The sequence below is a fragment of the Sphingobium vermicomposti genome (assembly GCF_011762025.1).
Classification (GTDB): Bacteria; Pseudomonadota; Alphaproteobacteria; order Sphingomonadales; family Sphingomonadaceae; genus Sphingobium; species Sphingobium vermicomposti.
This window is the reverse complement of sequence record NZ_JAASQR010000001.1, coordinates 515,832-527,637: the sequence shown is the minus strand read 5'-3', so window position 1 is coordinate 527,637 and position 11,806 is coordinate 515,832. Positions and strand designations below refer to the sequence as shown.

The 11,806-nt window shown below is 61.2% G+C and carries 9 protein-coding genes; 7 read left to right on the top strand and 2 right to left on the bottom strand.

All coding sequences use genetic code 11. From position 1 onward, the window contains the following. The first annotated feature begins 248 nt into the window (after window positions 1-248). From FHS54_RS02590 to npdG, 7 genes are all read left to right on the top strand, one after another. Window positions 249-1,160 carry an LLM class flavin-dependent oxidoreductase gene (locus tag FHS54_RS02590; RefSeq protein WP_167302220.1) on the top strand — a complete coding sequence of 304 codons (912 nt, stop codon included), beginning with the start codon at window positions 249-251 and terminating at the stop codon, window positions 1,158-1,160. Between the two features lie 143 nt (window positions 1,161-1,303). Further along, window positions 1,304-2,047: a coenzyme F420-0:L-glutamate ligase gene (cofE, locus tag FHS54_RS02585; RefSeq protein ID WP_167302219.1), complete on the top strand. Its 744-nt coding sequence runs from the start codon at window positions 1,304-1,306 to the stop codon at window positions 2,045-2,047. Next, window positions 2,044-2,985, top strand: coding sequence for a 2-phospho-L-lactate transferase (cofD, locus tag FHS54_RS02580; protein WP_167302218.1), 942 nt, complete (start codon window positions 2,044-2,046; stop codon window positions 2,983-2,985). Before cofE ends, cofD begins: the two co-directional genes overlap by 4 nt. Continuing rightward, window positions 2,982-3,557, top strand: a complete 576-nt coding sequence (gene cofC, locus FHS54_RS02575; protein WP_167302217.1) for a 2-phospho-L-lactate guanylyltransferase — start codon at window positions 2,982-2,984, stop codon at window positions 3,555-3,557. The genes cofD and cofC overlap by 4 nt, the downstream gene beginning before the upstream one ends. A 159-nt stretch (window positions 3,558-3,716) precedes the next feature. Beyond that, on the top strand, window positions 3,717-4,592 hold the full coding sequence (locus FHS54_RS02570; protein WP_167302216.1) for an LLM class flavin-dependent oxidoreductase: 876 nt from the start codon (window positions 3,717-3,719) through the stop codon (window positions 4,590-4,592). Window positions 4,593-4,734: 142 nt separating this feature from the next. Continuing rightward, window positions 4,735-7,140 carry a 5-amino-6-(D-ribitylamino)uracil--L-tyrosine 4-hydroxyphenyl transferase CofH gene (gene cofH / locus FHS54_RS02565; protein WP_243855579.1) on the top strand — a complete coding sequence of 802 codons (2,406 nt, stop codon included), beginning with the start codon at window positions 4,735-4,737 and terminating at the stop codon, window positions 7,138-7,140. Then, window positions 7,137-7,811, top strand: coding sequence for an NADPH-dependent F420 reductase (gene npdG, locus FHS54_RS02560; RefSeq protein ID WP_167302214.1), 675 nt, complete (start codon window positions 7,137-7,139; stop codon window positions 7,809-7,811). The genes cofH and npdG overlap by 4 nt, the downstream gene beginning before the upstream one ends. 224 nt (window positions 7,812-8,035) lie before the next feature. On the opposite strand, the gene FHS54_RS02555 is transcribed toward npdG, so the two are convergent. Together FHS54_RS02555 and FHS54_RS02550 are read right to left on the bottom strand one after the other, a co-directional pair. After that, complete coding sequence (locus FHS54_RS02555) at window positions 8,036-8,413, bottom strand: hypothetical protein (protein ID WP_167302213.1); 378 nt, start codon at window positions 8,411-8,413, stop codon at window positions 8,036-8,038. A 278-nt stretch (window positions 8,414-8,691) separates the two neighbouring features. After that, window positions 8,692-10,950 (bottom strand): TonB-dependent receptor domain-containing protein, encoded by a 2,259-nt coding sequence (locus FHS54_RS02550; RefSeq protein ID WP_167302212.1) that lies wholly within the window; start codon window positions 10,948-10,950, stop codon window positions 8,692-8,694. Between the last annotated feature and the right edge of the window lie 856 nt (window positions 10,951-11,806).

Below are 11,806 nucleotides of genomic sequence, written 5' to 3'. Positions count from 1 at the left end.
CAAATGCCCAGCGAACGTGATTTTTGAACTGGGGCATGCCAGACCGCTTGGAGCGCCCTATCTTACTTCGTCACTCCGGTTAATGACGGCGCGCCCTTACTGGATTTTGCCGCGCCCAATTACAAGGAGACCTTCACCTGTAGAACTGCTCAACTCTGTATCTGACAGCGATCAAGGTCCTGACAAATTGTTGTAGATTTCCACTTTTACATCTTCAATAAAACTCGCCAAGCTGAGCCGGCGGCCTCTTGGAAGTCGCGTACTGTCTGGAGGTAATGTCAATGCATATAACCATGTCGCTGCCCACTTGCTCGCCACGCAGCCGCGATGTGGAGATTGCCTGGTACCGCAACATTGATGAAGGTCCATGGGATGGCCTGGCAACCTTCGATCGCGCAGTCTATCCATCGAGCTGGGCGCTCACCGTGCAACTTGCAGCGGCAGCGGCCATGACTGAGCGTGTCCGGCTGTGGTCGGGCATCGCCATTCTTCCCGTCCGGAATGCCGCGCTTTTCGCCAAAGAGGTGGCGACGATCGATGTCCTAAGTGGTGGTCGGCTCACGCTTGGCGTGGGCATCGGCGCTCACGACGTGGAATATACAGCCACGGGAGGAGTGCTTGAACAACGGCGCCAGCGCATGGACGCACAGGTCGAAACGATGCAGAAGATATGGGCGCAAGTGCCACCTGTCGAAGGGCATTACCCTATCGGCCCAGCGCCGGTGCAAACCGGTGGCATACCGATCATTGCCGGTGTCGAAGGGCCGAAGGCGATCGCCCGCGCCGCTAAATGGGCGACGGGAGTGATGGAGGGCAGCCATGCGATGCATTTCGATCCTGAACGCGTCGGCGAGCAGCGGCAGCGGGTCGTCCAGGGATGGAAGGACGCCGGCAGAACGGACACGCCGCATTTTTCATCCAGCGTTTTCTTCGCGCTGGGCGATGATCCACAGTCGCAGCTCACCGAATTTCTCGCTGACTTTCTCAAGCCCTACGGAGTTGACTCGGCGTTCCTCGAAACATCGACAAGCCATGGCGTCGATAATCTACGCGCAGCCGTAGCCGGTGCCCGCGCCGCAGGTGTCGATGATCTTATGCTTCTTCCGACCACGGCGGACCCCAATGAGATTGCACGGGCGCGCGAAGCCCTGGGAATTTGAGCGCGTTCACAATCTCGCGAAGGGGTTGAGTTGGCGTCGTTGTGCGGCGCCGGCCATCCTCATCAAGTCGGCGGCTATTCCTGCGCTTTAGAAGCATCCGCAGGGGTATATCCTCTGGAACTCACTCCAGCTACAGAGCAGGCATGATCGCAATTTATCCCTTGTCTGATCTGCCGGAGATAGGCCCGGGGGACGAACTTTCCGTCCTTCTCCACGACGCTTTGGAGCGCGCCGGACTTTGGCCCCCCGCGAGCGGGGATGTCCTGGTCGTCACTCAGAAGATTGTGTCGAAGGCAGAAGGCCGCTTGGTGGACCTTGAAACGGTGGAAGCAAGTCCCGAAGCGATACGGCTTTCACAAGATGTGCGTAAGGATGCCCGCCTTGTAGAGTTGGTCCTCCGCGAGAGCGCCAGCGTGGTCCGTGCCGCGCCCAATGTGCTGATCACGCGCCATCGCCTTGGCCATGTCATGGCGAACAGCGGCATCGATCGGTCGAATACCGGTTCAGGCGAGGAGCATGTGCTGCTGCTCCCTGAAGATTCCGACGCTTCGGCGCAAGCGCTCCGCTCCGCGTTGGGCGGCGCGCTCGCGGTGGTGATCTCCGACAGCTTTGGACGGCCCTGGCGCCATGGGGTCGTGGGTGTAGCTCTTGGCGCATCGGGCCTGCCTTCGCTCGTAGATCGCAGGGGGGAGCTAGATCGGGACGGTCGCCGCCTGGAAGTCACCCAGATCGCGCTCGCCGACCAAATCGCCACTGCAGCCACGCTGGCCATGGGCGAAGGAGCCGAAGGGGTCCCCGCCGTCCTCATCCGAGGCCTGTCCTTACCGCTCGGCGACGTCGGCGCTTCAGCCCTCGTCCGTCCACTGGAAGAGGACCTCTTCCGGTGAGCGAGGGTATTACGGTCCTGACTGGCGGGGTTGGCGGGGCCAAGCTTGTGCTGGGCCTGATGCAAGTGGCCGCGCCTGATGATATCAGTGCGATCGTCAATACGGGCGATGATTTTCGCCATCTGGGCCTTGCCATCTCCCCGGACATCGACACGCTGCTCTACACCTTGTCGGGTAAGGCGAACGCCGCGCAGGGTTGGGGGCGCGAAGGCGAAAGCTGGAGCTTCATGGATGCGCTGAAGTCGTTGGGAGGAGAGGATTGGTTCCTGCTCGGCGATGGCGACATGGCGCTTCATGTCCTGCGCACCCACCTGCTGGCGAGGGGAGAGACCTTAAGTGCCGTCACCGGCCGTTTCGCTGCCGCATGGGGACTGGGTCTTTCCGTCCTGCCGATGAGTGACGATCCGGTTGGAACGCATGTGATTACCGACAGCGGTGAACTCGCCTTCCAAAGCTACTTCGTTGAGCAGCGTTGTGCCCCTGCGGTGCGGGCGATCCGGTTCGATGGCGCGGAGCAGGCGAAACCGGCTCCGGGCGTGATCGAGGCGATCGCCAGTCCCAGCGCCCGGGCTATCGTGATAGCGCCATCCAATCCCTGGTTGAGCGTCGATCCTATTTTGGCTGTGCCAGGCGTCAGGGAAGCGCTGGCCGCCGCGAGCGCGCCAGTCGTGGCCGTCTCCCCAATCGTAGGCGGTAAGGCGGTCAAGGGACCCACGGCGAAATTGATGAATGAGCTTGGCCTCCAGATAAATAATCGCACGATAGCCGCTCACTATGCTGGCATCATCGATGGTCTGATTGTGGATGGGCGAGATGGGGGCGAGGGGATCGACATCCCGCATGAGTTGACGGACACGCTTATGGTGTCGCTTGACGATCGGGCTCGGGTGGCGCGTGCGGCGCTCGCTTTGGCGGACCGGATCGCTGCCGGACGATGAGCTGCTGGATCGTCATCCCGATCAAGGCGCCCGCGGATTGCAAGACAAGGCTGGCTTCTGCGCTCGATGAAGCCGGACGACGCGCGCTGGTAGCGAGCATGCTGCAGCGCACTTTCACAGCGGCGAGCGCGGTTGGAGGCAAGGTGCTGATCCTTGGCCCGTCGCGCCATGGGCTCCCGGAAAATGTTCCTCTGCTCCCCGACGCAGGGCATGGCCTTAATGCTGCGCTTGCCAGTGCAAAATGTGCAGCGGCGAGGGCTGGGGTCGACCGGCTGATCCCCTTGTCGGCGGATCTGCCACTGATAACGGCGGATGATGTTGCGGCGCTGATCAATGTCCAATCAGATGCGCTGGCTGCTGCGCCCGATCGGGCCGGTCGGGGTACGAATGCTTTATCCCTACCGCTCCCGGCGGCAGCAGCGTTCCGCTTCCATTATGGCGAAGGCAGCCTTGCGGCACATCGGGATGAAGCAGCCCGTCACAGGCTGCCCTTTGTCGAGGTCGTTCGTCCAGGTCTCCAGTTCGACATCGATGAGGTAGAGGATCTGACAGCAGACTTCCTCGTCGGCTAACGAATGCACTCCATTTGGCGAAGAACTTCCCCTCTTTCTACGCAAATATGCCTGAAACGGCTGGTGTGACCGTGGAAATGCGGATAGAGTGTGCCTCCAACAGCACGAAGCTGCTGCCAGGCGGTGGTTTCATAAAGCGATAGATAACGGGAGAGCGGAATGCGGTTTCACTATGCCGAGAGCATGACCCCCATATCCAACTACATTCCATTGGCACAGGCAGCCGAGGCCAATGGCTATGCCGGTTTCACGATCCCCGACAGCCTCATCTATCCGCAGGGATCCGATACCGAATATAGCTATACCGAAGATGGCGGGCGCGAGTTTCTGGAGAATAAGCCGTTTATCGAAAGCTTCATCCTGGCGACCGCGATCGGCGTGGCCACGAAGACGCTGGAGTTGACCACCAATGTCGTGAAGTTGCCGGTCCGGCCGCCGCTATATTCGGCCAAGCTTGCCTCGTCGATCGCAGCGCTTACCGGCGATCGCTTCAACCTCGGCGTGGGCTTGTCGGTATGGCCCGAAGACTATGCCGCCATGGGGGTGCCCTTTGCGAAGCGCGGCAAGCGTTTCGATGAGTGCATTGCGATCGTCAGGGGTCTTTGCGCAGGCGGTTATTTCGAGTTTCACGGCGAGTTTTACGATCTGCCGTCCGTCAAGCTCAACCCGGTTCCGGGCAAGCCGCTGCCTATTCTGATCGGGGGTTTTTCCGACGCAGCGCTCAAGCGCGCGGCTCATAATGACGGCTTCATGTATGCTGGCGGCAATGGCGGGACCGACCAGCTTTCAGCCATGATCGATAAGATCGACGGTTATCGTGCTGAAGCGGGAACGCAAAACAAGCCATTCCGCCTGTTCGCGACGGCCATGGGCGAGATCGACGTCGATGCGGTCAAGCGACATGAGGATTTGGGCGTCACCGATATGCCGATCGCATTCAGGAACCTCTATGCCGTAGAAGAGGACAGGCAACCATTGGCGGACAAGATGGACGATCTCAAGCGCTTCGCTGACGACGTCATTGCCAAGATCTAGGATATCAGGCTGCGATGGAAACGGTGCCGATCTTTGACCTGTGCGCGTCCAATAGGGTGGCAGGTGCTGCGTCCATGCGAACCCGACGTTCAGCCGCATGTTTCGCATGGCGTTAAGCGACCTTGTGGGCACGGGCTGTAGGATGAAGAGCCAGCTTGGTCCCAGCGAAGCGGAACTGCGACAGATGGCCGCCAGTGAGCCGCTCGACGCGCTGATGGCGCGAGCGGCTGCGCTGCGCGACGAAGGGTTCGGCGCGCTCGTCACCTATTCTCGCAAAGTGTTCATCCCCCTCACGCGCCTGTGCCGCGATGTCTGCTCCTACTGCACGTTCGCGCATCCGCCTCGTCAGGGGGAAAATTGCTACCTGACCCCGGACGAGGTCATCGCGATCGCCCGCGCGGGTGAGGCGGCGGGGTGCAAAGAGGCGCTTTTCACCCTTGGTGACAAGCCGGAGCTTCGCTACCGGGCCGCGCGCGACGAACTGGCGCGCCTGGGCTATGGCAGCACTCTGGACTATCTTGTGGCGATGTGCCGGCTCGTGCTGGAGGAAACGGCGCTTTTTCCCCACGCGAACCCCGGTGTGATGGGTGCGGCCGACATAGCCGCGCTGCGGGAAGTCACCATTTCGCAAGGTTTGATGCTGGAAGGCACGTCAGAGAGCCTCAGCGCCAAAGGGGGACCGCATTTCGGTTCTCCCGACAAGGCCCCAGCGGTGCGGCTGGAGACGATCCGGCTGGCGGGCGAGGCACGCGTGCCCTTCACCAGTGGCATATTGATTGGCTTGGGGGAAACCCGCGCCGAGCGGATCGACGCTCTGCTGGCGCTGCGCGACCTGCACCAGCAGTTCGGGCACATCCAGGAAATCATCGTCCAGAATTTTCGTGCGAAGGCGGACACGCGCATGGCCTTTGTTCAGGAGCCGGATCGCGAAGAGCTGCTCTGGACGATCGCGATGGCAAGGATTGTATTTGGTGCAGAGATGGCAATCCAGGCGCCGCCCAACCTCGCGGGCAGTGGGTTCGGCGCGCTGATCGAGGCAGGGATCAATGATTGGGGCGGCGTGTCACCGGTGACGCCCGATCATGTCAATCCCGAGGCTCCCTGGCCGGCGCTCGCCCGCCTGCATGACGAGACGCAGGCGCATGGCGGCATTCTTGCCGAACGGCTCGCGGCGCATCCGCCCTATGTGCTCGACTGCGATCGATGGCAGGCGCCGGGCCTCCATGGCCGCCTGCGTCGGGCGATCGACACGCACGGCCTGCCGCGAACGGACGAGTGGCGCGTGGGCGCTGCGATGCCAACTCCAGCCTTGCATCTGGGTCATGCCGGTCCCGCTCGCGATCCAAGCGTCGGCGAAGCGTTGACGGCACTCAGCCGTGGTGAGCCGCCGCAGGAACCCATGGTGACCGCGCTGCTGGGCGCGCGGGGTGAGGATGTGGGCGCCGTCTGCGCCGCCGCCAATGCATTGCGCGCGCAAACGGTGGGCGAGATCGTCAGTTTCGCCGTCAATCGCAACATCAACTATACCAACATCTGCTTTCACAAATGCGCCTTCTGCGCTTTTTCCAAGGGGAAGACAGCGGCTGAACTGCGCGGTCCCGCCTATGATCTGGACCTTGCCGAGGTAACGCGCCGCACTGCTGAGGCCTGGGCGCGCGGCGCGACGGAGGTCTGCATGCAAGGGGGCATCCATCCGCGCTATACCGGGCAGACCTATCTTGACCTGCTCGCGGCAGCGAAGGCGGGCGCGCCTGACATCCATGTCCATGCCTTCTCTCCGCTCGAAGTGCGTCATGGCGCGGCCTCCCTGGGGATCGATGTGCCCGACTTCCTATCGTTGCTGCGCGAGGCGGGTCTAGGCAGTCTGCCAGGCACCGCCGCTGAGATTTTGTGTGACGATGTGCGCGACACATTGTGCCCCGAAAAGCTATCGACCGGGGAGTGGTTGGAGACGATCGAGGCGGCGCATGAAGCAGGCCTGCGTTCGACGGCGACGATCATGTATGGCCATATCGAACATGTGGAGCATCAAGCCCGCCACCTGCTGGCGATCCGCGCCCTACAAGCGCGCACCGGCGGTTTCACCGAGTTCGTGCCGCTGCCCTTCGTCGCGATGGAAGCGCCGATTTACCTCAAAGGACGCGCGCGTCCCGGTCCGACCTTCCGGGAAGCTGTCCTGATGCACGCCGTGGCGCGGCTGGTGCTCCATCCTCTCATCCCCAACATCCAGGTGTCCTGGGTGAAGATGGGCGAAGCAGGTGTGCGCGCCGTCCTTGACGCAGGGGTCAACGATCTGGGCGGGACGCTGATGAATGAGAGCATTTCGCGCGCTGCGGGTGCTGCGCATGGCCAGGAATGGTCGCCGCAGATGATGGAGCGTGTGATTGCCGCCGCCGGGCGCATACCGCTTCAGCGCGACACGCTGTACCGGCCAGCCCCGGCCGAACGCACGGAAGCAGCACGCGGCGCGGCGCCGGTCGCAGTCGCAGAACAAACGGTGCCGCGCCGGCGGCCCCGACCAGCTTTGGAGGTAATCGGACAAGCATGACGCAAATAAGGCCAAGCATCGCGGTTCTGGGCGGCACCGGGCATGAAGGCGCGGGTCTCGCAGCGCGGTGGGCGCGCGCGGGATACAAGGTCGCGATCGGTTCGCGCGACGTGGCCCGCGCAGTCGACGCCGCGAACGAGCTTTCGCGCGCAGCGGGCGGCGAGGTGGTCGGTGCCGGCAATGTGGAGGCGGCGGCTATGGGGGAGATCGTCGTGCTCGCGGTGCCCTATGCGGCTCAACGCACCCTCGCGCGCGAGGTCCGCGCTGAACTTGAAGGCAAGATCCTGATCGACGTCACCGTGCCCCTGATCCCGCCGAAGGTTGCACGTGTGCAGCTGCCCGGAGGCGGATCGGCAGTCGAAGCGCTTCAGCAAGAGCTGGGCGAGGGAGTGCGCGTCGTTTCCGCTTTTCAGAACGTAGCGGCACATCAGCTCTCCGCGCTCGACAGCCCCGTCAACTGCGATGTGCTGGTCACGGGGGACGATATCGAAGCGCGCGAGACCGTGTGTCAACTGGCAAAGGCGATCGGCATCACCGCTTGGCACGCCGGACCGCTCGCAAATTCAGCGGCAGCGGAGGCGCTGACCTCGGTCCTTATCGCCATCAACAAACGCTATAAGGTAGCGGAAGGCGCAGGGATCCGCATTACAGGCATTCCCGAGCAGCCATGATGCGTCGGCTTGTCCTTGTGTAGGCAGCCTGGTGTGTGCGGCCGGGGACGCGTAATGATCAAGAATTTACCACGGATCCAGAATCGACCCATCCCGACCGTTCAGACCTGAATCTTTGGTTCCCAGGTCCGTCGGTCCGCTTTCTCCTCTGTACATGCAACGCTGTTTCGTAAAATCCGACCGTCGCTTTGCGATTGAGCGGCGGCACGATTTTCATGAAGCATTCATGGCCGGGTTGCGCGTTCTTGCGTGACCGATTGCCTGAGCCTTTTCAGTCCGCGCTCGACCTTTGGCTGCTCCTCGGAGCTTGCGGAACTGAGGATGAAAATGCCCATAGTGGTCCATCCGTCGGCCTTCGCCCGCGCCAGCTTGTCGATGATTTCCTTGTAGCTTCGGTGGATCGTCGGCGCGGGTTTCTTCAGCTTCATTTCGGCGTTGCGGGCGTTGGAATACCGATCGATCACGCCAGACATTCCTGACACCATCAGACGATGGAAAGCTGTTGGGCGGATATTCATCTGCGGCACTGAGTGGGCTGACCGGTTTGCGCCAGAAGGGCTCAACGAAGGGCGCATGAACCTCGGCGCGGCTGCGGTCGGCATCGACGAATGCGCCATCAAATGCGTTTGACAGCGATATTGCTGCGCCCTGCAGCGGACATTCAGGTCAGGACTGGGTTTGGGACAATTCTGCCGTTCGCGAGCATGAGCGGCAATGGCCGGTTTTCGGCGACGCCAGGAGCAAGACAGGTGAATTCCGCGATAATGGCTATTCCTGTTTGTCGTACAGTGCGTGATAGGGTTCGCATCGCCTTGCAGGCACTCATGGCGGGAAGTGGAATGGGCGTTCTGCCCGCCGCCATGAAGCTATGCCCGCTGGGTTAGAAGACGTGCCGCATGCCGAATGCAACGCTGCGGCCACGCAGGGGCGACTGATCTTTCACAAACGAGGTATGCGCAAAAGCCAGTTCGTTGAGCAGGTTCGTGCCGCGAACATAGAACTCGACAGCCCTGTCCTGACCGACGTTGAGTCGGTAGCTGAGTGTGGCATTGAGCATGTCATAACCACCAGTGCGTGTTTCGTATGACGCGACCTTGCTTTGTCCAAAGGTATGAAAATATTCCAGATCGCCGGTAAGCGGACCAGCACTGTGCTCATAGCGGGCGCCAAGCCGACCCGGCGGGATGCGGGGCAGATTATCGTGTTCCTTTTTGAGCTTGGCGTCGACATAATCGCCGAACACTGTCACCTGCGATTGTGGCGTGAACCGGTAGCTGACTTGTCCGTCAATCCCCATGAAGCGGGCTTCAGCCGCTGTATAAATCAGGAAGTTATGCGGGATGCCGGTCTCGGTCTCCGTCTCGATCAGGCGAGCAAACAGATAGTCGTCAACATTCTGGTAGAAGAGCCCGACCTCGAACTCGAGCGGTCCGCCGACCCGGCGCAGCGTCAGATTGACCGCGTCGGTCGTTTCCATCACGTCTTCAGCGGCTCGGCCCGCTTCGTTGAGGATTGGATTGCCAACGGCTAACCCCAGTTCGTAGCTGTTGGTCGCGAGGTTGTTTCCGCGCGCGTAGAGTTCCCGAACCCCTGGGCCCCGCTCAGTGTGTCCGTAGGACAGCGCCAGCGCATAGCCTTGCCCGACATTCCAGGTGCCGCCGATAGACGCAGAGAACGGATTGTGGCGCACGGTAGGATTGCGGGTACGGAAACGAGCCACGTCCTGGCTTTCGAGAACCTGTTTCCAATCTGCACCGTACCACTCGCCGAGAAGGCCTTCCAGTTCGGGGCCAACGGTGGAGCGCCACGGCGGAGCGCCCACATCAATCCGGCGCCAGTCCTTGCGTACAGCCGCCTCTATATCGACGGCACCGAACGAACGCCGCTCGGTAAGGAACACACCGATATTATCGGTCCGATAATCAGGACTTCCATCAAAACCATAGGCCCCGTTAGGAAAGGGCTTATGCCGGTTGTTGACGTTGATACCGCCGAATGCGCCGTTGGTGTATTGCAGGCCCAGCGTCCCGCTAAAACCCAGGACAGGCTTATGCGTCAGTTCCAGGCGCCCATCCCAAACTTCGTTGGTGAAGCGGGAAAACAGCAGCTCTCCATCAACCTCGTCATGCGCATAATCGGTATAGGACCCGCGAAGCCGAACATGGCTGAAACCTGGCAGCAGATCGTCATAGTCGGCTCGGACATCAGTCCGGTCGCTCTTCAGCTTGATATAAGCCGTATGACTGTCAGGTCCGCCAAATGGATCATCGAAGCCACCCTGGGTCGCGCAATGCAAGTCCAGGCCATGCGCGTGGCAGACGCCGTTGATATGGCTGTGACCGGGCAGGCCATATTTGCTTTCCACCCGCGAGTAGGCAGCGCCGATATATCCCTTGGATGTGATCCAGGACGCGCCAACCGAATAGCTCGTGCTTCGGGCAAAGGAGTCACGCAGCTTGTCCGAGCCATAGCTGCCCGGAATGTCATAGTCCTCTGCTGCGCGGCGTGCAGCCTCGGCATGGACGGCGAACTGGCCAACGCCAGCAGTCACCCGGCCCACCACCGTCTTTTCTTCGTCGCCGGTGCCGAACCGCACTTCGGTAGCGCCGGTGACACCGTTGGCGGGCACTGCCTTTGGCACTTTGCTGTCGATCAGGTTGATCGCACCGTTTGTGGCATTCCCGCCATTACGGATCGCAGCAGGGCCTCGCTGGATCTCGATTGCATCGAGCAGCAGCGGATCAGTGGTGATAGCGTGATCGGGTGAAATCGATGATACGTCGAACAGGTTAGCACCGTCGGTCAGAACCTCGATGCGCGGCAGCGTTTGGCCACGGATTACAGGACGCGACGCCCCGCCGCCGAAATTGTCGAGATGGACGCCTGGAAGCCCAGCCAACGTCTCCCCTAACCCGCCTTGCCGGCGATGGGCCAGCTGATCACCGGCCAGTACCCTCACCGGAAGAGGCGATGCAATTTCGTCGGTGGCGAGCGAACGGCCCGTAACGACGATGTCACCTTGTCGCCGGTCGCGCTGCTCACCTTTCGCCTCGGCCGATCGCTCGTCTGCCCAAACCTCGGTTGTGACTGATGCTGCGGCAAGTAGCATCACCGCTTTCCCAAATTGATTGATCCTCATGTCATTACCCCGCGATTGAAGGGGGGCAATTGATTTTGATATGTTATATCGTCAAGTTACTTTTTGTGTCTTTTGTTTTCTGACGTTGGGCACACGACACGTTCGTCAGCACACGGAAGATTGAACATTCATTCCTGGGTCACGAATGGTTGAGCCGGTTTGGGAGAGAAATTGGGGCTGCTGAGGTCACAACGGTCACACCAAAGTTCGTATTCCGGGAAGGCGACAGGGGGGGGGCTGGCTTTCAGGTTTAGCGTTGAACTTACACGCTTCACCTTGCCGCGCTGGCTGAGCGGCATTTCTCGCTGCGGGGATGGCAGCGATGAAAGTGCAATGATGCCTAGATCGTCGGGGCCGCTGGACCGAGGTCGAGACAAGACCGTCTCGACCTTAAATGATGGGGTTTCGAAACCTCAAGAGATTTTCTGCTAAACGGCTGACGGCGGGCATATTTCCGGCAAGCCGTATGCCACCGCCATTAGAGGGGCCGGATAAGGAAGGGGTACGGCGCTAGGGCGCGAGCGCCCATGGTAGGCATCCGCCGCAAACGTGGCCGCCTCGCGGCTCTGTGGCTCACCTCCGGCAAAGAGGGGACTGCCTTTGTGGCACCAGATGCCGAACTAGGTTGCGGCATCCTGACACTGAAGCGGACATTCCCCTATCGGCCAATCCCGGGTGCCCAAGATCGAAACGCGGCCCTTCCGCAACTGGCAATCAAATATGTAGGTGCCAAGCACTAGCAGGCGACCGGATACGGGAGATCGGGCGGCATCCGACAGTCGATTGCGAGCGCTTCCAAACCGTGCAGTGCCGCCTCCCGGACTGCTCCGACCCGGCAGAACGCGCGCCACGCCGA

Bases quoted from the DNA above. Each gene is read 5' to 3' on its own strand.
- cofE (WP_167302219.1), top strand. From the start codon at position 1,304: ATGATCGCAATTTATCCCTTGTCTGATCTGCCGGAGATAGGCCCGGGG.
- cofC (WP_167302217.1), top strand. From the start codon at position 2,982: ATGAGCTGCTGGATCGTCATCCCGATCAAGGCGCCCGCGGATTGCAAG.
- FHS54_RS02570 (WP_167302216.1), top strand. From the start codon at position 3,717: ATGCGGTTTCACTATGCCGAGAGCATGACCCCCATATCCAACTACATT.
- cofH (WP_243855579.1), top strand. From the start codon at position 4,735: ATGAAGAGCCAGCTTGGTCCCAGCGAAGCGGAACTGCGACAGATGGCC.
- npdG (WP_167302214.1), top strand. From the start codon at position 7,137: ATGACGCAAATAAGGCCAAGCATCGCGGTTCTGGGCGGCACCGGGCAT.
- FHS54_RS02555 (WP_167302213.1), bottom strand. From the start codon at position 8,413: ATGCCGACCGCAGCCGCGCCGAGGTTCATGCGCCCTTCGTTGAGCCCT.
- FHS54_RS02550 (WP_167302212.1), bottom strand. From the start codon at position 10,950: ATGAGGATCAATCAATTTGGGAAAGCGGTGATGCTACTTGCCGCAGCA.